The following is a 20303-nucleotide window of genomic DNA, read 5'->3' as shown; positions in this document are numbered from 1 at the left end:
TTCGTCTCATCCGCCGTATCACAAAGAAAAATTTCGTATACACATCTTCATTTGTTAAGGGGCCGCCTGTAAAGCAACACCCAGATAAAGACTGCGGCCGGAATCGCATTCGTCTTTGATACGGGCAGTACCGAATGATTATCGACGGGGGGAATGGGCAGGGGCGTCGTGCGGGCGGTGATCCGCCCGGAATCCTGGACGCCAGTCATGAAGCGCTGGAATTTCTCGATCGCCATCGCCTCGCGCGGACCACGATCAGCTATGCGCTGGCCTTGCAGGCGGTGTTGCACCCCTATGGCCCGCTCGGCGGCGAGGTCGCACGGCGCACCGATGGCGGCGTCCGCCTGACCGAAGACGATGTCCGCGAACTGATGCCGCTGGTCCGCGAGCATGAGGTGACCGATCTCGGGCTCGGCCGGTTGCAGATGGAGCGGGACCTGGGCGAACAGGCCGAGACGCTGGAGGCGCTGACCTCCGACGCGCGGGCGATCACCAGCGATTTCTCGCATCAGGTCACGGCCCTGTCCCATGCCCATCGCCGCAGCAACGATCTTGGCCCCGATACCGGCGCGATCGCGCTGCTCTTCGAACAGCTGATCGCGCGGATTTCCAAGACCGAGCGCGATCTGGAGGAACTGGCGGGCAATATCGCCGGTCTGCGCACCCGGATGGAGCCCGGCGAGGCGGACGATCGAATCGACCCGCTGACCGGCGTGACCAGCCGGGTGGGCGCGCGGGCCATGGTCGAGGCGCTGGTCGCCGAGCCGCATGGCTATGTCGTCGCGGCATGTAGCCTGGACGATCTGGAGGGGATCAACGAGCGCTATGGACGCTCGGTCGCCGACAATGTCCTGCGCGCCTTCGTCGCCACGCTGCGTCAGTCGTGCGAGGGGGCCGACATCGTTCGCTGGCAGGGCAATCTCTTCCTCATCATCCTGCGCGGGCGGCCGCTGTCGACCCTGACGGGCATGATGGAGGATGCGCGGACCGCGATGCGTGAGCGGACCCTGCGCTTGCGCGGGACGGGCGAGCCGATCGGCGCGGTCACCATCTCGGGCGGGGTCGCGGTGGGTGTCGGCGTGCCGATGGAGGATGTGCTGGCGCGGGCCGAGATGCTGCGCGACATGGCCAGCGCGGGCCTCGGCAATCGCATCCTGTCGCGCGCCTAGCCAATTCGGTGCGGCCTGTTATAGGCGCGGTCATGCAGCGTGTTGACGGCGCGGGACCCATCCCCGCGCATCTGGCGGGCGGGATCGTCGCGCTGGGCAATTTCGACGGTTTCCATCTGGGGCATCAGGCGGTGGTCGGTGCTGCCGTCGCGCGCGCGCGCGCGGAAGGACGGCCTGCCCTGGTCGCGACCTTCGACCCGCATCCGATCCGCTATTTCAGGCCCGACGCCGCGCCCTTCCGCCTGACCACGCTCGACCAGCGCGAGCGGCTGTTCGCCGCCGCCGGGGTGGATGCGATGGTGGTGTTCCGCTTCGACGAAGCACTGGCCGCGCTGTCGGCCGAGGATTTCGTGCAGGCGCGGCTGCTGGGCGCCTTGCGGGTCGGCGGGGTGGTGACGGGCGAGGACTTCACCTTCGGCCGGGCGCGCAGCGGCGATGTGAACGCCCTGCGCGCCTGGGGCCGGGCGCACGGCTTTTCGACCGATGCGGTCGCCCCTGTGATGCTGGACGGCGAGACGATTTCGTCCAGCCGGATTCGCGCCGCGCTGACGGCGGGCGATCCCGAGACGGCGGCGCGGCTGCTGACCCGGCCCTATACGATTGAAGGCGTGGTGCAGCATGGCGACAAGCTGGGCCGCACCATCGGCTATCCGACCGCGAATCTCGACATGGGCGAATATCTGCGCCCCGCCTACGGCATCTATGCGGTGCGTGGGGTCCTGGACGATGGGCGGGTGCTGGACGGCGCGGCCAATCTGGGCATCCGACCCCAGTTCGACCCGCCCAAGGAATTGCTGGAGCCGCATTTCTTCGACTTCAGCGGCGACCTGTACGGCCGGACCCTGTCGATCGCGCTGATCGACTATCTGCGGCCCGAGGCGAAGTTCGATTCGCTGGACGCGCTCGTTGCGCAAATGGATGCCGACTGCGCCCGTGCCCGCGAAATACTATCGTCGCATAATCCGGCATGACGTGTTAACCTAAAGTCGCTAAGGGCCTGTCCCCTATGAGCGACGCGCCCGATTTCCGCGACACCGTCTTCCTGCCGAAGACCGATTTCCCCATGAAGGCGGGGCTTGCCGCCAAGGAACCGGCGATCCTGGATCGCTGGGCCAAGATGGGGCTGTACGACCGCCTCCGCCGTGAGCGTGCGGGGCGTGAGCGGTTCATCCTGCATGACGGCCCGCCCTATGCGAATGGCGACATTCACATGGGCCATGCGCTCAACAAGGTGCTGAAGGACATCATCGTCCGTTCGCAGACCCTGATGGGCAAGGACGCACCTTACGTCCCCGGTTGGGACTGTCACGGCCTGCCGATCGAGTGGAAGGTCGAGGAGGCGTATCGCGCCAAGAAGCTGAACAAGGACGAGGTGCCCGTCGCGCAGTTCCGCGCCGAGTGCCGCGCCTATGCCGACACCTGGGTCGGCACGCAAAAGGCGCAGTTCGAGCGGCTGGGCATCATGGGTGACTGGGCCAATCCGTACCTGACCATGACCTATGACGCCGAGGCGGTGATCGCGGGCGAGCTGCTGAAGTTCGCCGAATCGGGCCAGCTCTATCGCGGTGCCAAGCCGGTCATGTGGTCGCCGGTCGAAAAGACCGCGCTGGCCGAGGCCGAGGTCGAGTATGAGGACATCGTCTCGACCCAGATCGATGTCGGGTTCGAGGTGGCGAGCTGTCCCGAATATCCCGATCTGGTCGGCGCGCTGGCGGTCATCTGGACGACGACCCCCTGGACGATCCCGGTCAACCAGGCGCTGAGCTATGGCGAGGCGATCGACTATCTGCATTTCGAGTGCGACGGTCGCCGCTACCTCGTCGCCGAACCGCTGCTGCCCGCCTTCACCAAGCGCACCGGCATTTCGATGAAGGGCTTCCTGGCGCTGGCCAAGGGCCCGGTGCTGGAGGGCGCGACCGCGCTTCACCCGATGCACAAGCTGGGCGGGTTCTTCGCCAAGCCGCGCCCCTTCCTGCCGGGCGAGTTCGTTACCACCGATGCCGGTACGGGTCTGGTCCATATGGCCCCCGATCACGGCGAGGACGACTTCCTGCTGTGCAAGGCGCATGGGATCGATCCGGTCTTCGCGGTGCAGGGCGACGGCACCTATCGCCCCGACTGGGCCTGGCTGGGCGGCCAGGGCAGCGTCATCAACAAGAAGTTCGTCGCCGCCGACGGCCCGATCTGTTCGGACCTGCGCGAGGTCGGCGCACTGCTGTCCGCCTCGGATGATTTCCAGCACAGCTATCCGCATAGCTGGCGCTCCAAGGCGAAGGTGATCTTCCGCGCCACGCCGCAATGGTTCATCCCGATGGACCGCGCCGATGCGACGCTGATCCCCGAGATGGCGATGGCCAATATCGACCCGATCTCGGGCGTGGCGCCGCTCCTCACCGTGCCGCTGGGCAATGGCGCGACGCTGCGTGAGACCGCGCTCGACGCGATCGAGCGGACCCGCTGGGTGCCCGAGCGCAGCCGCAACCGCATCCGTGCGATGGTCGAGGGTCGCCCCGACTGGGTCATCAGCCGCCAGCGCGCCTGGGGCGTGCCGATCGCGCTCTATGTGAACCGCCAGACCGGCGAATATCTGGCCGACAAGGACGTCAATGCCCGCATCCTCGCCGCCTTCCGCGAAGGCGGGGCCGATGCGTGGTTCACCGCCGACCATCAGGCGCTGCTCGGCCCCGATTACAACCTCGCCGATTTCGAGCCGGTCAACGACATCCTCGACGTGTGGTTCGACTCCGGCTCGACCCATGCCTTCGTGATCGAGGCGCGCTACGGCGAGGGCACGCGCGCGAACCTGTATCTGGAAGGATCGGACCAGCATCGCGGCTGGTTCCAGTCGTCGCTGCTCGAATCCTGCGGCACGCGTGGGCGCGCGCCCTATGACGCGGTGCTGACCCACGGCTTCGCGCTCGATGGGCAGGGGCGCAAAATGTCCAAGTCGCTGGGCAATGTCGTCGATCCGCTGAAGATCATCGGCGAATCGGGCGCCGACATCCTGCGCATCTGGACCGCCTCGACCGACTATTTCGAGGATGTCCGCATCGGCAAGGAGGTGCTCGCCACCGCCTCGGACAGCTATCGCAAGCTGCGCAACACCTTCCGCTATTTGCTCGGCGCGCTCGACGGATTTACGGAAGAGGAGCGCATCTCGTTCGACGCGATGTCCGAGCTGGAGCTGTATGTCCTGGCCCGCCTGACCCAGCTCGATACCGAGCTGCGCCGTGCGGCCGACGCGTTCGAGTTCAACCGCTATCTGCGCGCGTTGACCGATTTCGCGAATGAGGACCTGTCGGCCTTCTTCTTCGATATCCGCAAGGACTCGCTCTATTGCGATGCCACGACCGATCCGAAGCGTCGCAGCTATCGCACCGTGCTCGACATCCTGTTCCATGCGCTGGTCCGCTATGCCGCGCCGATCCTGTGCTTCACCGCCGAGGAAGTGTGGCAGTCGCGCTTCCCGTCGGAGGATGGCTCGGTCCATCTGCTCGAATGGCCGGAGCTGCCGCAGCTGGGCGAGGACGAGGCGCTGATGGCGCGCTGGACCGAAATTCGTGGGCTTCGCGCGCAGGTGACCGAGGCGATCGAGCCGCTGCGCCGCGAAAAGACCGTACGTTCGTCCAACGAGGCCGAAGTCACCGTGCCGTCGCTGCCGCTCGAACCGCACGCGCTGGCCGAGGCGTTCATCGTCGCCGATGTGCGGATCGCCGATGCGGTGACCGTGACGCGCACGACGAAGCACAAATGCGGCCGCTGCTGGCGTCATCTGCCCGATGTGGCGGTGGACGGCGAATTGTGCGGTCGCTGTGCCGAGGTGGTCGCCCATGGCTAATCTGCCCAAGCGTGGACTGGTGACGGCGCTGGCGCTGTTCCTGGTCGATCAGATCATCAAATGGGCGGTGACCGGGCCGATGGGCCTGCGGTCGCTGGGCGACGTGCGCGAGGTTCTGCCGATCTTCAACCTGCGCTTCGTGCCCAATTACGGCATTTCGCTGGGTCTGCTGACCGCCGACAGCAACGCCTCGCGCTGGGCGCTGGTCGCGATGACCGGGGCGATCGCAATTGCGGTCGGTTTCTGGATGACGCGTGAGCGCAACCCGGTCGATCAGGTCGCGCTCGGCTGTGTGCTGGGCGGGGCGCTGGGCAATATCCTCGACCGGGTGCGTTTCGGTTATGTCGTCGACTTCGCCGATCTGCACTTCGGCGAATGGCGTCCGTTTTTGGTCTTCAATGTCGCTGACGCAGCGATTACGATAGGCGTTCTGGTTCTGCTGGCGCGCGCGCTTCTCGTGCGCGACCGGCCCGCTCCCGTGGAGAAGAGCAATGCGTAAGTTGGTGCCCGTCATCGCAGGTCTGTCCTGCGCCGCGTTGCTGACGGGATGTGGGGCCGGGCGTGGCCTGGACCGGGCGCGGCCCGACGAATTCGCCGTCGCGCGCCAGCCCTCGCTGGTGATCCCGCCCGACTTCGCGCTGGTCCCGCCGCAGCCGGGCGCCGCGCCCGTCCAGACCCGCGGTGGTCAGCAGCAGACGCTGGACGCGCTGTTCGGCGGTCAGGCGGCGCGCAGCCAGTCGGAATATGGCCTCGTCCAGAATGCCGGGGCTGATAGCGCCGATCCGGGCATCCGCTCCTCGGTCGGCGATCCGGGCACCAATGTCGTCGATAAGGGCGCGACCACCCGCGACATCGTCGCCGCCCCCGAAGGCGACGGCCAGGACGCGCGCGCCGCGACCAAGTGACGCCGTACGAACGGTAAGAAATAGGGCCGGGGGCGGATCGCCCGTCCGGCCCTTTCTCTTGGGGTGTGAGATTCCGTCATTGCGAGCGCAGCGAAGCAATCCAGAGCCACAGGCCATGACGCTCTGGATTGCTTCGCTGCGCTCGCAATGACGGACTTGGGTCTTCCCATCGCGCCCCCTTACAGGGGAGGAATGGGGTCAGGCCGCTGGCACCGGCGCGCCGCCTTCGCCGCCGACACTGGGCGACACGTCCGGCCCCATATTGAAGCGCACCCGGTCGACGCAGCCGGTATAGCCCTGTTGGCTGGTCGGCAGTCGCGCGGCGCGGAGCATCGCCAGCGCCTGTATCCCGAATTCGTCGGAGGGCTGGGCCGCGATGACCTTCAGATTGCCCGTCTGGCCCCAGGGCGCGACGTCATAGCTGATGACCGCCCAACCCTCGATCGAGCGGCGGCGATAGGGTTCGGGGAAGCGAAGCTGCGGCGGCACGGCCCAGCCATGCTGGTCGGGGCAGTTGCCCTCGACCTTGGTCGTGCGGATCGACTCGGGCATGTCGGGCGCAGGCAGTTTCGCCGCCGCGCGCCAATAGGGATAGAGGCAGCCGGTCCGCGCGCCCTTGGTAAAGCGGGACTCGCGGATCGCCTTCACCCCTGCGGCATCCAGCGCGCGATTGTCGGTGCCGATCAGCACCGCCGCCCCGCGCGGTCGGCCGCCCTCGTCGATGTCGTAACGGATCATCGACCAGTCCCGCACGCCGGGGGTGGCGGGAATCGTCGTGAAGTCGGGGAAATGTCGTTCGAGCGGCTGGGGCTGCGGCTCGCTGAGGCAGGTGCCGCCCGCACTCCGTATGCGCTGCCACCCTTCCTCGGGCAGGCGCCCCGATAGCGGGTGGACGGTGTAGGACATGAGTTCGGGCACCTCCGCCTCCGCCAGTGGACTGCTGCGCATCGTATAGGTGACGGTGCAGCCCTGTTGCGGTTTCCGGGCGGCGAAGCGGCTGGCGGCAAGGGCGGGCTCGACATCCTCGGACAGCGGCACGAAGGCTGCCGTCTCGCGGGTCAGCGAGACCGGGCGGCCGGTCGAGTCGATCGCGAAGCGGATGGTCAGGGCGCGCGGCGCCTGATTGCCGACCCAGCCGAGCTGGTTCCACGGCCGCCGAATCGGTTGCCCGGTGATGGGCGTCCCATTGCAGCGTATCTCGCCCGGCTCCCACTGGACCAGCACGCGCCCCGAGGCGCTGGGCTTCACCTCGATGATGGGGTGTGCATTCTGGAGCGACCCGGCCGCGGCGGCAGGGACGGCGAATGCGCCCAGCAGGCCGAGCGACAGGGCGGTGTGGCGGAATCGGATCATCGAACGCACTCCACGGCGAGAGGTCGCCAGCTTAAGCAGGCCTTCTGCCCGGCGCGAGTGTCATATGCGTGACCATCATGGAAAAGGGCGGCGCCGTCACCGGCACCGCCCGTTTACCCCCGAAAAGCCATGTCGCCGTTCAGAAAGCGGCGGTCAGCGAGAACACCACCGTCGCATCCGAGATCGAAGCGCCCCCCGGCACCTGATATTGCGAGAAGTTCGGCTGGAGATAGGCCGCCTTCGACTTGGTGATGTCGGTGTCGATATACGACACGTTGAAGGTCAGGTTCTTGTACGCCGCGACATCGGCACCCAGCGACCAGTCCCAATAGCTGCCGGTCGGGGCCAGGCTGGTGCCGTTGGGGCCGAGGCCGGGATTGCCCTTGGAATAGCCGATATGCGCCTTGGCGGTGATCGGGGTGCCCGGAATGCCCGCCGCGCCGTCGCCGGTCAGATAGACGTTATCCCAGCGCTGGCCCCGGCTGTACGGCGTGTTGGAGAAATTGCCGAGCGAGGTTTGCTTGGGCGCATAATAGGCCCCGGCGGTCAGCGTCGCGGGACCGGCGGTGCCCGACAGGCGGCCGAAGAACTCGACCACGTCGCTTTTCGAGGCACCGCCCGGATAGGTGTACCAGGTTACGCCGGTGTCGATGGTCGCGGTGCCATAGGTGTGCTTGTACCCGCCAATGGCATCCAACTCCATATTGGCGCCGCCGAACGTGCCCCAGCCTGCCAGGTTCGACGCGAAGGTGCCGATATAGAAGCCGCTTTCATGCGCGACGGTCAGCGCGGCCTGGACGGCGGCGTTCTTGTTGGTCTGCGACACGCCGCGCAGGCGATAGTCGGTCAGGATCGCGGCGCTGCCGCTGACCGTGATCGGCGAGGGCGGCGCGGTATCCGCACTGCTGTCCTGCGCAAAGGCGGGCGTCGCGGCGACCAGCGAGAGGCCGCCAAGGAGGATCGTGGAGAAGCGCATCGTTTCCCTTTCAAACGGAAATTCGATGTTCTCACCTGCAAACTCGCATCGGTGCGGCCTCTGTGTGTCGGGTAAACCCGGCGGACCGTCTGCCGTAGCAAGTCATGAAAGATTGGCAGGCCGTGGTGCGCTGCACAAGTATAATCGTACGCCGACTGATGCGCGGATGACGCGATGTTGCGCGAACAACACAGATCAAGCGCCGAGATTCTCGTGGCGCGTGCCTGTCGGCAGCGAGCGGATATGGATGTCGCGCTGCGGATAGGGCAGGCCGATGCCATGTTCCTTGAACAGGAACCACAGGCGGTTGAGCACGTCGGAGCGGACATTGCCGACACCGCTTTCCGGGTCGCTGATCCACGCCAATATCTCGTGCTGAAGCGCGTAATCGCCGAAGCTCATCAGCCAGACGGTGGGCTTGGGGCTTTTCAACACGCGCGGTGATTCGCGCGCGGCGCGCAGCATCAACTCCTGCGCCAGTTTCAGGTCGTTGTCATAGGCGATCGAGACGGGGATGCGGACGCGGACGTTGCGGTCGGAATAGGACCAGTTCTCCACCTCCTGCGTCATCAGATTCTCGTTGGGGATCAGATGCTCCTTGCCGTCGCGGGTGATGATCGAGACGGCGCGCACGCCGATCTTGTTCACCCAGCCGATCTCGTTCTGGAGTGCGATCACGTCGCCCGGCTTGATCGAGCGGTCCATCAACAGGATGATGCCCGCGATCAGATTGCCGATCGTCTTCTGCAAGCCAAAGCCAATCGCCAGGCCGAACCCGCCCGAGAACAGCGCCAGGCTGGTCAGGTCGATCTCCAGCAGGTCCATCGCGAAGAAGAAGGCGATGACGACGATGGCGATGCTGGCGAGTTTCTGCGCGAGCAGCTTCTGCGTCGGGTCCAGCCCGCGGGCATGGCCGATCCATTGCTCGGTGATCCGCGTGACCGCGCGGGTGGCGGCGAGGATCGCGACGACGGTGACCAGCATCGTCACCAGCAGCATGACCGAGAATCGCCGCGAGCCGACGGTAAAGCCGATCTGCTCGGCCAGGCGGCTGACCGGCTCCAGCCCGCCGATCTCGCGGCTGAACAGCGCCACGAAACAGACGATGGCAAAGATCCAGGCCAGCCAGCGCGGCAGGTTGAGCCCGCGCAGCAGTTGGAACCCCGCCCGCGCCACCGATGCGCCCAGCGCCAGCCCGATCGGCACCCCCGCCAGCGACCCCCAGGGCCAGATCGCGCCCAGCGTCATCAATAGCAAGGCAGCGGCCAGATGCCGGGTGATCGCGCAGATGCGGGCATGGATCGCCTCGCCATGCGCGATGGCGAAGCGCTGGATCAGGGCAGCGATAGGCGGCCCGATCTTTCGCCCCGCGACCACCCCGCCCGCCAGCATCGCCAGCGTCAGGGCGGCGGCGACTCCGGCCTCGATGGCCTCGGCGCGGGTCGGCAGTTCGATGCCGCTCGCCTGAAGCCATTCGAACAGGGTCATCCGCGCGCGGCCCGGAAGCGCGCGAGCCCCCGATCGAGATCGGCGATCAGGTCGCCCACATCCTCCAGCCCGATCTGGAGGCGGATCAGCGGCCCAGCGAAATCGCGTTTGGTCACGCTGCGATAGCGGTGCGGGTCGGCGGGGATGGCCAGGCTCTCATAACCGCCCCAGCTGAACCCCAGCCCGAAATGCGCCAGCCCATCCAGCATTGCGGTACGTGCGGCGTCATTGCCGCCGTCGAGGACGAAGGCGAACAGCCCGCTCGACCCCAGGAAATCGCGCGCGAATATCTCATGGCCGGGGCAGGAGGGCAGGGCGGGATGCAGCACCTGCGCCACGCCCGGCTGCTCGGCCAGCCACTTGGCGATGGCCAGCGCGCTTTGCTGATGCTGGGCGAGGCGTACGCCCATGGTGCGCAGCCCCCGGCTGCCCAGATAGGCGTCGTCGGGGCTGGCGACCTGACCCAGCTGGAAGCTGGTATCGCGCAGTGCCGCCCAATGCGCGGGCGCGGCGGTCACCGAACCCAGCATCGCGTCCGAATGGCCGACGACGTACTTGGTGCAGGCGAGAACCGTCAGGTCGACGCCCTTTTCGATCGCCGGGAAGAACAGCGGCGTCGCCCAGGTATTGTCGAGGATCGTGGTGATGCCGTGTCGCTTGGCGACCGCGACGATGGCGGGAATGTCCTGCACCTCGAAGCTGAGCGAGCCGGGGCTTTCGAGGAAGATCGCGCGTGTCGACGGGCCGATCAGATCGGCGATCCCGGTACCCACCAGCGGATCGTAGAAGCGCGTCGTGATCCCCATGCGCGCGAGCAGGCCGGTGGCAAGCCCACGCGTCGGGTCATAGGCGCTGTCGACCAGCAGCAGCTCGTCGCCCGGCGACAGGACCGACAGCAAGGCCGCCGCGATTGCCGCCACGCCCGAGGGGTAGAGAAAGGTCGCCTCCGCCCCCGGCTCCAGGCTGGTCAGCGCATCGGCCAGCGACCACTGGGTCGGCAGGCCCTTGCGGCCATAGAACAGCTTTTCGTGCAGATCGCCCGCACCGGTGGCGCGCATATGGGCGACATTGTCGTACAGCACGGTCGAGCCGCGCCAGACGGGGACGTTGACCACGCCCTTCGTCCATTCCGCGCGGCGGCCCGCCTGGACCAGACGGGTGGCGGGCTTGATGGGCAGATCGTCGTCGGTCATCGCTTTACGCGTCTTTCGCTTTGGGGGTGCTGGGGTCGGAGCCCCATTCGGTCCAGCTGCCGTCATAGACCGGCATCATTCCGCCGATCCGCTCCGCCCCGAAGGCGAGGACGCAGGCGGTGATGCCAGAGCCGCAGGTGGCGATTATCGGCTTGGTCGGATCGAGCCCGGCGGCGGTGAATTCGGCGGCGATGGCGTCCGGCGACTTCCAACGGCCGTCCGCGTCGAACAGGCGCGAATAGGGCAGGTTCAGCGCGCCGGGGATATGGCCGGGCTCGACGCCGGGACGCGGCTCGGGCTCGGCGCCTGCGAAGCGGCCGGGTGAGCGGGCATCGACGATCTGCGCATCGCCCGCCTCGACATGGGCTCGGACCTCGCGAAGGCTGCGCACGCGGGCGAGGTCGGCCTGCGCGACGAACAGGCCGGGCGTCTCGGGCGCGCCTGCCGGGCCGACCATGACCGGGTGCCCCGTCGCTGCCCAGGCCTCCAGCCCGCCGTCGAGCAGCGATACCGACTTCGCGCCGAACAACGTCAACAGCCACCAGACCCGCGCCGAACTATGCAGCGGCGACCGGTCGTACAGGACGATCCGGTCGGCATGACCGACGCCGACCTCGCTCATGGCATGGGCGAAATGCTCGGCCGGGGGCAGCGTCATCGGCAGGTCGCTGTCGGGATCGGCGAGCCCTCCCAGCGCCAGGAAGCGCGAGCCCGGAATATGCCCGTCCTCGAACCCGCGCCGGGCCGTGGTGCCGTCGGGGTCGTCGAGGAAATAGGTGGTGTCGAGGATGCGGATATCCGCGTCGCCCGCGATGGCGGCGAGGTCGTGCGGGGTGATGAGTGGCGGCATCCTATGCTCCTCGGTCGGTGGGTCCGTACCTAGGCGCGTTGGGGGCGGGGTCGCAACCCGGCGGACGGTCAGGCAAAGTTCGGCGCGGCGATCGCCAGGAACCGCTCCAGCGTCATGCCCTCCTGATGGCATTCCACATCGGTGGGCAAGGTCAGCCAGGGCTGTTTGCGCTTCACCCAGATATGGACGATCGGCGCGATCCGGTCGCTCTCGTCCAGCGTGCCTGCGCGCAACAGCGCGGCATGGGGGCGTGCGTCGTTCATGCTGTAGAGCCGCGTCATGCAGCGGCGGCAGAAGCGCTGACGGGTGGCGACGCCTTGTTCGTCGATGTCGGCCCATTCGGCCAACGCACCCTCGACGCGCAGCCGATCGACCGGGACCATCGCCTGGATCGCGACGGCCGCACCGGACATGGTCTGGCAACTGCGGCAGTGGCAGGCATAGGCGGCGGGTAGGTCAGGCAGGTCGAGCGTATAGCGGCTGTCCCCGCACAGGCATTGGCCGGTCAGTGGCATGAAGCGGTGTCGTCCCTTTATGGTGTCGGATCGCGCCGCATGCGTAATGAATCGGGGCCTTGGTGTCTTGGGGGAATCGGTCGGGGAAAGGGGTGGGGCACCTACGCCAACCCCTTCAGATAGGCCGCCGCCTGTGCCCGCACCGCTTTCCGGTCCGCCTCCGCCATCCGGTTCCAGTTGCGATAGGCCATCGCCATCCGCACATTGCCCTCGAACCGTGCCTCGTGCCGTGCCAGGAAATCCCAATAGAGCGCGTTGAACGGGCAGGCATCCTCGCCGACCCGCTGCTTCACGTCATAGCGGCAGTGTCCGCAATAATCCGACATGCGGTTGATATAGGCCCCTGACGAGACATAGGGCTTGGACGCGATGATGCCGCCATCGGCGAACTGGCTCATGCCCACGACATTGGGCAGCTCGACCCATTCATAGGCATCGATATAGATTTCCAGATACCAGCGATGCACCGCCGCCGGGTCCGCGCCGATCAGGGCGGCGAAATTGCCCGTCACCATCAGCCGCTGGATATGATGGGCGTGCGCGGTGTCGAGCGTCTGGCCCAGCGCCTGCGCCATGCAGTGCATGTCGGTCTCGCCGGTCCAGTAGAAGCCGGGCAGCGGCCGGGTCGCGCGTAGGACGTTGCGCTCCACATAATCCGGCCCGACATGCCAATAGAGCCCGCGCACATATTCGCGCCAGCCGATGATCTGGCGGATATAGCCCTCGACCGAATTGAGGCTGGCATTCCCGTCCTCATATTCCGCTTCCGCCATCCGGCAGAGGACAAGCGGATCGAGCAGCCCCGAATTGATATAGGGCGACAGGACCGAGTGCCATAGCTGGTGCTGGCCGGTCAGCATGGCATCCTGATAGTCGCCGAACTTGGGCAGGCCGTGCGCCATGAACGCCTCGGCCTGCGCCTGTGCCTCCTCGGCGGTGACGGCATAGGCGAAGCCGTCCAGCGATCCGGGGTGGTTGTCGAAGCGCGCGGCGACCAGGTCCAGCACCTCGCGCGTGATTCTGTCGGGTGCGAATGTCAGCGGTTCGGGCGGCGTGTCCTTCTTGGGCGCGGGCTTGCGGTTGTCGGCGTCGTAATTCCATTTGCCGCCTTCGGGCTTGTCGCCCTTCATGAGGAGGCCGGTCTTCCGGCGCATCAGCCGGTAGAAAAACTCCATGCGGAGTTCCTTGCGATCCGTCGCCCAATCCTCGAACTCCGCCTGGCTGGCGATGAAGCGGGTGTCGGGGCGGATGTCGACGGGCAGGCCGAAGATCGTTTCCCACGCCTCCAGCATGGCGGCCACGCGCCATTCGCCTGCCTGGGTCACGACGATGCGGGCCGGATTATGCCGCTCGACCGCGCGCGCCACCTCGCCGGTGAAGCTGCCCCTATTGTCGGGGTCGTCCAGCTTCACATAGTCGACCGTCCAGCCCGCCTTTTCCAGCGCCGCGGCATGGTGGCGCATGGCCGACAGGATATAGGCGATCTTGGCCTTGTGGTGGCGGACGTAAGCCGTCTCGTCCTCAACCTCCATCACCAGCAGGACCGAGCGTTTCGGGTCAGCCCCTTCCAACGACGACAGATTCATCGACAATTGATCGCCCAGAATGGGGATCAGCGTTGGCGCTTTGGGCATGGCTGTCCTACATGGCCTTTCATGAAGCATCTCGGCCAGACCAGCGCGCTGCCCGCTTCCCCGGAAGAGGCGGTGCTCGATTATGTTCCCAACCCCCGTCCGGGGCGCACCTATCTGATCCGGTTCGCCGCGCCCGAGTTCACCTCGCTCTGCCCGGTGACCGGCCAGCCCGATTTCGCGCATCTGGTCATCGACTATGTGCCGGGCGCGACGATCGTCGAGTCGAAGTCGCTGAAGCTGTTCCTGGGCAGCTTCCGCAACCATGCCGGTTTCCATGAGGACTGCACCGTCGGCATCGGCGAGCGGCTGTTCGATGAGATGAAGCCGGTGTGGCTGCGCATCGGCGGATACTGGTATCCGCGCGGCGGCATCCCGATCGACGTGTTCTGGCAGTCCTCGGCCCCGCCTGCCGACCTGTGGCTGCCCGACCAGGGCGTCGCGGGCTATCGCGGCCGGGGCTGATCCACCTCGCATCGGCGGGGCTGTTAACCACCGCTTTATCCCAATGTGAAACAACACGAATATTTGAAGTTGATCGACGACGCGCTTAAACGCGGGTCCATGGTCGGCATCCTTGCGATGCCTGTAAGGAATTGGTCATGCGGAAGATCGTCAAATATATCGCGATGGTGGCGGCGACGGTGGTCGGTCTGGGCAGCGCCGGCGCGGCGAGCGCGGGCACCATCATCATCAACGACTCGAAGGGCGGCCTCGTGTCCTACGACACGACGACCAAGGTGAGCACGGTGCTCAGCAAGAGCAGCGGCACGACGATGTACGACATCGCGATGAACGCGGGTGGCGATCTTTTCGGCGTCAATGGCGGAACGCTGTACAAGATGACGACGGCCGGTGTTTCGACCGCGATCGGCTCGCTGAACGCCTTCGTCAACGGCCTCGTGTTCGGCGCGGATGGCACTTTGTACGGATCGGGTGACGAAGACCTTTACAAGATCAACACCAGCACCGGCGAGGCCAGCCTGATCGGGGCCACCGGTCAGCAATCTTCGGGCGATCTGGCCTTCTTCAAGGGACAGATGTATCTCGCCAGCGACGCGGGTCTGGCACTCGTCAACCCCCTGACCGGGGCGAGCCAGCTGATCGGTGGTACGCCTGCTATCTTCGGGCTGGCTTCGACGGCCGATACGCTCTTCGGCGTGAAGGACAATGCGATCTACACGATCGACCCGGCCACTGGTTTGGCCACGCAGGTTGCGGCCTACACCAACGGACTGGCCTATGGTGCGGCATCGCTGCCGATGTCGGCGCCGACGTCGGTCCCGGAGCCCGCGACCTGGGCGATGATGCTGCTGGGCCTGGTGCTGGTGGGGTATGCCCTGCGTCGTCGCCAAGCTCAGGCCGTACCGCACGCCGCTATCGCCTGATATCGCTGCCGGGGGGCGCCTTTCCGCGCCTCACCTGACACAGGAACCGGTCGCCCGATGGGCGGCCGGTTTTTTGTTGGGCATCGTCGATTTCGCACGGACCGGAACCAGGGTAAGAATATCGCAACCGCTTCGGCCGCAGGAACAGGGGGTTAGTTGAATCGCTTCCCCGGCTGCCGGGCGGACGCGGTATCTGGTCATGGAGTCCTTTCGCTTGAAACATCTGTCCTGGAGTGCCGCTCCCCTCGCCCTGCTGGCCTTGTCGGCTTGTCAGTCCAAGCCCGAGGGGCAGGTGGCGGCCAAGGTCGATGGACAGGCGATCACGATGCAAGCGCTGGATGCCGAACTGGCCGATGCGCCGCCGGGCATCGATCGTCTCGCCTATCGCAAGGCGATCCTGCCCCAGCTGGTCGACCGCACCCTGCTGGCGCAGGCGGCGCAGAAGATGGGGATCGAGAAGACCCCCGAATTCGCCGCGCAGCGCGAACGTCAGGAACAGAAGCTGCTGGTCGAGATGCTGGCGCAGAAGCTCGCCAACACCGTGCCGGTGCCGACCGTTCAGGCGGTCGACGCCTATATCGCCGCGCACCCTTATGAATTTGCGCAGCGGCAGAAATTCTACGTCGATCAAATCCGTTTTCCCCAGCCCGCCAGTACCGACGCGCTGCTGGCGCTCGGCCAGTCCAAGACGCTGGACGCACTGGCCGATCAACTCACCGGCAATGCCACGCCCTTCACGCGCGATCATGTCCTGATTGATTCGGCCTATCTTGACCCTGCCATCGCGGCACAGGTCGTCAAGCAGGCGCTGGGCGATCCCATCCTGCTGCCCTATAAGGGCAGCTACACCGCCAATGCGATCATTCAGCGTATGGCGGTGCCGATGACCGGCGAGCCAGCGCGCGCGCTGGCGGCGGAAATCCTGCGGCGCAAGGCGATCGCCGATGCGCTGGGCAAGACGCTGAGGGAACAGCGTCAGAAGGCCAGCATTTCCTATGAGGCCGGTTTCAAGCCCGCTGGCAAACCGGCGGCGGACAGCAAGGCGGTTCGCGATGCGGCCGACCAGGTGCCTGCAAAGTCAGGGGCACCGCGCTAAACGCCTGTTTCCTTCCTCCCCTGCGCTTGCGGGGGAGGCATAATATCCTCGCGCACCCCAGCGTGCCGTAGCGTCATCGTGCCGCTGCGCTGAGTTGCGATGCAGCAAATATGTCATACGCTCTGCAACCTTCATCGGCCTTTGCGGGTTGACCTTGCTGCGAGATGAATTGCGGGATTCCCGCGTCTCTCGCGCCTGCAAGGACATGCGATATGGTGGAAGCGAACGGAACCGTGATCGAACGACTGGCGCTGATCGGCAATTTCCTGCCCCGTCAATGTGGGCTCGCGACTTTCACGACCGATGTCTATTCCGCGCTGCGCGACCGGTTTCCCGAACTCGCGGTCGATGTCTATGCGATGGACGACCATCCCGGCCGCTATGCCTATCCCCCGGCGGTGACGGCCGCCATCCCGCAGCATGAGCGGTCTGCCTATATCGACATGGCCCGCCGGATCGAGGCGAGCGGCGCGCAGGCGATCTGGGTCCAGCATGAATATGGCATCTATGGCGGCGCGGCGGGCGAGCATCTGCTCGCGCTGCTCGATCGCACCACGCTGCCCGTGATCGCGACGCTGCACACCGTCCTCGAAAAGCCCTCGGCCGACGAACGGCGGGTCATGGAAGGCCTGCTGCGCCGCTGTGCCCGGATCATCGTCATGGCCGATAAGGGCCGCGACATTCTCCAGCGCGTCTATGGCGCCGATCCGCGCCAGGTCGCGATGATCCCGCATGGCGTGCCCGACCGTGAACTGATTTCGCCGGATACGCTCAAGGACCGCTTCGGTTGGACCGGGCGCAAGGTCGTCTTCACCTTCGGCCTGCTCGCCCCCAATAAGGGGATCGAAACGATCATCGAGGCGCTGCCCGCCGTTGCCGCCAACCACCCGGAGCTTCTCTATGTCGTGCTGGGCGCGACCCACCCCAATCTGATCGCGCATGAGGGCGAGGCGTATCGCGACCGGTTGAAGGCATTGGCCGAGGCGCGCGGCGTCGCCGACAATGTCGCCTTTGTCGATGCCTTTGTCGAGCATGACGAGCTGATCGAATATCTGCAGGCGGCGGATATCTATGCGACGCCCTATACCAACCCCGCCCAGATCACGAGCGGCACGCTGTCCTATGCGGTAGGTGTGGGCAAGGCGGTGATTTCCACCCCCTATGTGCACGCCACCGAGATTCTGGGTGACGAGCACGGCGTGCTGGTGCCCTTCGGCGATGTCGGCGCCTTCGCGCGCGAAATCGACCGGTTGCTGACCGACGAAGCGGCGCGCAACCGCCTGTCGAGCCGGGCTTATGCGCGCGGCCGCACGATGATCTGGCCGCGTCTGGCCGAGGCGGCGGTCCAGCAGATCGGCGCGGCCATCACCGCCCGCCCGCGCCGGATCGCCAACTCGCATCAGAGCAGCATCAAGCCGCTCGCGCCCGATCTCGCCGCCGTTGAACGGATGAGCGACTCAACCGGCATGTTGCAGCATGCCATTTATTCGGTCCCCGATCGCCGCCACGGCTATTGCATCGACGACAATGCCCGCGCGTTGATCTTCATGACGCAGGCGCCCGATATCGATCCGGTGACGCGCGACAAATGGACGACCATCTACGCCTCGTTCCTGCAATATGCGTGGAATCCGGAGGCACGGCGCTATCGCAACTTCATGCGCTTCGACCGTAGCTGGTGCGAGGATGTCGGTTCGGAGGATTCGAACGGGCGCACCCTGTGGGCGCTGGGCGTGACCGCCCGCGACGCGCAGCTGGCCAAGCATCGCGACTGGGCACAGATGTGGTTCGACGCCACCGCCTCGCTGGCGCTCGACCTGGGCTCGCTGCGTGCACAGGCCTTTGCGATGCTGGGCGCGGCGGCGATGCTGGAGGCGCGGCCGGGGCATCAGCTGGCCCGCGCGATCCTGGAGAAGATGCCCGACCTGCATCTCGCCTTGCTGGAAGAAGCCCGGCGGCCCGAATGGCAGTGGTTCGAGATCGTGCTGGCCTATGACAATGCCCGCGTACCGCAGGCGCTGATCGAGGCAGGACGTGCGCTGGGGCGTCAGGATCTGATCGACTGCGGCATTTCGACGCTCGACTGGATCGTCGGCAAGCAGACCTCGCCCGAGGGCCGTTTCCGCGCGGTCGGCAGCGAGAGCTTCGGCCGCCCCTATGCCGAACCGTTGCAGTTCGACCAGCAACCGCTGGAGGCGCAGGCAACGGTCGAGGCATGCCGCTCCGCCTATGCCGCCACCGGCGATGCGCGCTGGATCGCCGAGGGCGAACGGGCCTATGGCTGGTTCCTGGGCGCCAACGACCTCGACCTGCCGCTGGCGACGGCGCAGGATGGCGGTTGTTTCGACGGGCTGATGCCGACCGGCCTCAACCGTAACCAGGGTGCGGAATCGATCCTGGCGCTGCAACTCGCCAATTGCGCGATCGCTAACCTTTGCCATTCGGCGTCAACCATGGCAGGAGCCGATCGTCATATTGCCTGACATGCTGTCATGTTCGGGGGATATGATGAGCGTTTTTGGTAGAGTGGCGAGACGGTAGCGCGATGGATTTGTTCAACCACCGGCTGCGGCTTCATGCCGATCCTTCGCGCGTCGTGGTGCGGCCCTTTCATATCGCATGGGGCGGCGGCAATGGCGCTCCGCCCAGCCGGACCGAGCGGCTGGTCGGCGAAGTGCTCGCCATGTCGCCGGAGGAAGCGCGCGACCAGCTGGAAACCGTGCTGAAGGATTTCGAGGCGCGGCACTGGCAGACGCGACGCGTCTTCATGACCCGCTACGACCAGATCGAGGATCTGCTGAAGCTCGACGGGTCGAAGATCGGCGACGAGAAGCGTCAGCTGATCGGTGCCTATTTCTGCCACGAATATAGCTATGCGGCCGCCGCGCTGATGAACCCGTCGGCGGTCCCGCATTTCGACCAGACCGGTATCCAGCCGGGGTCGCAGCGCATCCTGATGTCGATGCGCGCGGTGGGCGAGGGGCATATCTCCTCGGTCGCCTTCCGCGAAGGCATCATCAACGACCAGAACCAGCTGCGCCTCGCGCCCGAGCCGCCCTTCGCGACCGCGACCGACGTGCATGGCTGGGGCGAGGAAGACGTGCCGAGCGGCCCGATCACCGTCCATCGCCACCGCGATTCGACGCTGTCGGGCACGGTCATCTTCCCGATCACCCAAGCCCAGTCCAAGGGGCTGGAGGACATGCGGATCGTCCAGTTCACGCATGACGACGGCGCGGTCGAATGGATCGGCACCTATACCGCCTATGACGGTTCGGGCATCCAGTCCGAATTGATGCGCACTCGCGACTTCCGCGCGTTCGACCTGGTGCCGATGACCGGTGCCGCGGCGCGCAACAAGGGCATGGCGCTATTCCCGCGCAAGGTTGCGGGGCAATATATGATGATCGGCCGACAGGACGGCGAGAATCTGTTCCTGCTCAAGTCCGACTCGCTGACCCACTGGGAGGATGGCGAGAAGATTCTCACGCCCGTTTTCCCATGGGAGCTGGTGCAGATTGGCAATTGCGGCCCGCCCATCGAAGTCGATGAGGGCTGGCTGTTGCTGACCCACGGCGTCGGGGCGATGCGCAAATATTCGATCGGCGCGGCGCTGCTCGACAAAAATGACCCGTCCAAGGTGCTCGGCCGGACCAAGCAGCCGATCCTGGCCGCCAAGGACCAGGACCGCGAAGGCTATGTGCCCAACGTCGTCTATTCCTGTGGCGCGATCCGGCACGGCGAATCGCTGTTCCTGCCCTATGGCATCGCCGACAGCTCGATCGGCTTTGCGTTCGTGAAGATCAGCGAGTTGTTGGCGGCGATGTAACGATCCGGCGGCGCGGGTAGTGTACCGTGCAGCCGTGCATCCCTCTATTCCTCCCCTGTAAGGGGAGGGGGA

At 66.1% G+C, this 20303-nt stretch carries 17 protein-coding genes; 10 read left to right on the top strand and 7 right to left on the bottom strand.

Translation table 11 applies throughout. From position 1 onward, the window contains the following. The first annotated feature begins 134 nt into the window (after positions 1 to 134). The 5 genes from U1H82_RS07515 to U1H82_RS07495 are packed head-to-tail and all read left to right on the top strand — an operon-like array spanning position 135 to position 5912. Entirely contained in the window at positions 135 to 1169 is a 1035-nt protein-coding gene (locus tag U1H82_RS07515; protein WP_322964302.1) for a GGDEF domain-containing protein, read from the top strand. A 32-nt stretch (positions 1170 to 1201) separates the two neighbouring features. After that, entirely contained in the window at positions 1202 to 2140 is a 939-nt protein-coding gene (locus U1H82_RS07510; RefSeq protein WP_322964301.1) for a bifunctional riboflavin kinase/FAD synthetase, read from the top strand. A gap of 35 nt (positions 2141 to 2175) precedes the next feature. Then, entirely contained in the window at positions 2176 to 5007 is a 2832-nt protein-coding gene (gene ileS / locus U1H82_RS07505; protein ID WP_322964300.1) for an isoleucine--tRNA ligase, read from the top strand. Then, entirely contained in the window at positions 5000 to 5506 is a 507-nt protein-coding gene (gene lspA / locus U1H82_RS07500) for a signal peptidase II (protein ID WP_322964299.1), read from the top strand. The genes ileS and lspA overlap by 8 nt, the downstream gene beginning before the upstream one ends. Further along, positions 5499 to 5912 (top strand): DUF3035 domain-containing protein, encoded by a 414-nt coding sequence (locus U1H82_RS07495; protein WP_322964298.1) that lies wholly within the window; start codon positions 5499 to 5501, stop codon positions 5910 to 5912. Before lspA ends, U1H82_RS07495 begins: the two co-directional genes overlap by 8 nt. 198 nt (positions 5913 to 6110) lie before the next feature. Here the strand turns inward: U1H82_RS07495 and U1H82_RS07490 are convergent, their stop codons facing one another. The 7 genes from U1H82_RS07490 to U1H82_RS07460 form a co-directional block, all read right to left on the bottom strand. Beyond that, positions 6111 to 7265, bottom strand: a complete 1155-nt coding sequence (locus tag U1H82_RS07490; protein ID WP_322964297.1) for an energy transducer TonB — start codon at positions 7263 to 7265, stop codon at positions 6111 to 6113. A gap of 139 nt (positions 7266 to 7404) precedes the next feature. Further along, on the bottom strand, positions 7405 to 8241 hold the full coding sequence (locus U1H82_RS07485) for a TorF family putative porin (protein WP_322964296.1): 837 nt from the start codon (positions 8239 to 8241) through the stop codon (positions 7405 to 7407). 195 nt (positions 8242 to 8436) lie between these two features. Beyond that, positions 8437 to 9729, bottom strand: a complete 1293-nt coding sequence (locus U1H82_RS07480; RefSeq protein ID WP_322964295.1) for a mechanosensitive ion channel family protein — start codon at positions 9727 to 9729, stop codon at positions 8437 to 8439. Further along, positions 9726 to 10922: a cystathionine beta-lyase gene (gene metC, locus U1H82_RS07475; RefSeq protein WP_322964294.1), complete on the bottom strand. Its 1197-nt coding sequence runs from the start codon at positions 10920 to 10922 to the stop codon at positions 9726 to 9728. The genes U1H82_RS07480 and metC overlap by 4 nt, the downstream gene beginning before the upstream one ends. Before the next feature lie 4 nt (positions 10923 to 10926). Further along, positions 10927 to 11772 carry a sulfurtransferase gene (locus U1H82_RS07470; protein WP_322964293.1) on the bottom strand — a complete coding sequence of 282 codons (846 nt, stop codon included), beginning with the start codon at positions 11770 to 11772 and terminating at the stop codon, positions 10927 to 10929. A gap of 68 nt (positions 11773 to 11840) precedes the next feature. Then, on the bottom strand, positions 11841 to 12287 hold the full coding sequence (locus tag U1H82_RS07465; RefSeq protein ID WP_322964292.1) for a GFA family protein: 447 nt from the start codon (positions 12285 to 12287) through the stop codon (positions 11841 to 11843). Between the two features lie 101 nt (positions 12288 to 12388). Then, the gene (locus U1H82_RS07460) at positions 12389 to 13921 is read right to left on the bottom strand and encodes a cryptochrome/photolyase family protein (RefSeq protein ID WP_322964291.1); all 1533 of its coding nucleotides are present in this window, start codon (positions 13919 to 13921) and stop codon (positions 12389 to 12391) included. Between the two features lie 21 nt (positions 13922 to 13942). On the opposite strand from U1H82_RS07460, the gene queF reads away from it, so the two are divergent. The 5 genes from queF to U1H82_RS07435 all read left to right on the top strand — a co-directional run bounded on the left by queF (position 13943) and on the right by U1H82_RS07435 (position 20231). Then, positions 13943 to 14383, top strand: coding sequence for a preQ(1) synthase (gene queF, locus U1H82_RS07455; protein ID WP_322964290.1), 441 nt, complete (start codon positions 13943 to 13945; stop codon positions 14381 to 14383). 137 nt (positions 14384 to 14520) lie between these two features. Next, positions 14521 to 15306, top strand: coding sequence for a PEPxxWA-CTERM sorting domain-containing protein (locus U1H82_RS07450; protein WP_322964289.1), 786 nt, complete (start codon positions 14521 to 14523; stop codon positions 15304 to 15306). A 214-nt stretch (positions 15307 to 15520) separates the two neighbouring features. Next, positions 15521 to 16402, top strand: coding sequence for a SurA N-terminal domain-containing protein (locus U1H82_RS07445; protein ID WP_322964288.1), 882 nt, complete (start codon positions 15521 to 15523; stop codon positions 16400 to 16402). Between the two features lie 212 nt (positions 16403 to 16614). Further along, positions 16615 to 18885 carry a glycosyltransferase family 4 protein gene (locus U1H82_RS07440; protein WP_322964287.1) on the top strand — a complete coding sequence of 757 codons (2271 nt, stop codon included), beginning with the start codon at positions 16615 to 16617 and terminating at the stop codon, positions 18883 to 18885. Positions 18886 to 18947: 62 nt separating this feature from the next. After that, positions 18948 to 20231, top strand: a complete 1284-nt coding sequence (locus U1H82_RS07435; RefSeq protein WP_322964286.1) for a glycoside hydrolase family 130 protein — start codon at positions 18948 to 18950, stop codon at positions 20229 to 20231. The last annotated feature ends 72 nt before the right edge of the window (positions 20232 to 20303 follow it).

The organism is Sphingomonas fuzhouensis (genome assembly GCF_034659795.1).
Lineage (GTDB): Bacteria > Pseudomonadota > Alphaproteobacteria > Sphingomonadales > Sphingomonadaceae > Sphingomonas > Sphingomonas fuzhouensis.
The sequence above is the reverse complement of the archived record's forward strand: the minus strand, read 5'-3'. Positions and strand labels throughout refer to the sequence as shown.

Excerpts from the sequence above, each read along its gene's own strand:
- U1H82_RS07515 (WP_322964302.1), top strand. The coding sequence starts at position 135 with ATGATTATCGACGGGGGGAATGGGCAGGGGCGTCGTGCGGGCGGTGAT.
- U1H82_RS07510 (WP_322964301.1), top strand. The coding sequence starts at position 1,202 with ATGCAGCGTGTTGACGGCGCGGGACCCATCCCCGCGCATCTGGCGGGC.
- ileS (WP_322964300.1), top strand. The coding sequence starts at position 2,176 with ATGAGCGACGCGCCCGATTTCCGCGACACCGTCTTCCTGCCGAAGACC.
- lspA (WP_322964299.1), top strand. The coding sequence starts at position 5,000 with ATGGCTAATCTGCCCAAGCGTGGACTGGTGACGGCGCTGGCGCTGTTC.
- U1H82_RS07495 (WP_322964298.1), top strand. The coding sequence starts at position 5,499 with ATGCGTAAGTTGGTGCCCGTCATCGCAGGTCTGTCCTGCGCCGCGTTG.
- U1H82_RS07490 (WP_322964297.1), bottom strand. The coding sequence starts at position 7,265 with ATGATCCGATTCCGCCACACCGCCCTGTCGCTCGGCCTGCTGGGCGCA.
- U1H82_RS07485 (WP_322964296.1), bottom strand. The coding sequence starts at position 8,241 with ATGCGCTTCTCCACGATCCTCCTTGGCGGCCTCTCGCTGGTCGCCGCG.
- U1H82_RS07480 (WP_322964295.1), bottom strand. The coding sequence starts at position 9,729 with ATGACCCTGTTCGAATGGCTTCAGGCGAGCGGCATCGAACTGCCGACC.
- metC (WP_322964294.1), bottom strand. The coding sequence starts at position 10,922 with ATGACCGACGACGATCTGCCCATCAAGCCCGCCACCCGTCTGGTCCAG.
- U1H82_RS07470 (WP_322964293.1), bottom strand. The coding sequence starts at position 11,772 with ATGCCGCCACTCATCACCCCGCACGACCTCGCCGCCATCGCGGGCGAC.
- U1H82_RS07465 (WP_322964292.1), bottom strand. The coding sequence starts at position 12,287 with ATGCCACTGACCGGCCAATGCCTGTGCGGGGACAGCCGCTATACGCTC.
- U1H82_RS07460 (WP_322964291.1), bottom strand. The coding sequence starts at position 13,921 with ATGCCCAAAGCGCCAACGCTGATCCCCATTCTGGGCGATCAATTGTCG.
- queF (WP_322964290.1), top strand. The coding sequence starts at position 13,943 with ATGAAGCATCTCGGCCAGACCAGCGCGCTGCCCGCTTCCCCGGAAGAG.
- U1H82_RS07450 (WP_322964289.1), top strand. The coding sequence starts at position 14,521 with ATGCGGAAGATCGTCAAATATATCGCGATGGTGGCGGCGACGGTGGTC.
- U1H82_RS07440 (WP_322964287.1), top strand. The coding sequence starts at position 16,615 with ATGGTGGAAGCGAACGGAACCGTGATCGAACGACTGGCGCTGATCGGC.
- U1H82_RS07435 (WP_322964286.1), top strand. The coding sequence starts at position 18,948 with ATGGATTTGTTCAACCACCGGCTGCGGCTTCATGCCGATCCTTCGCGC.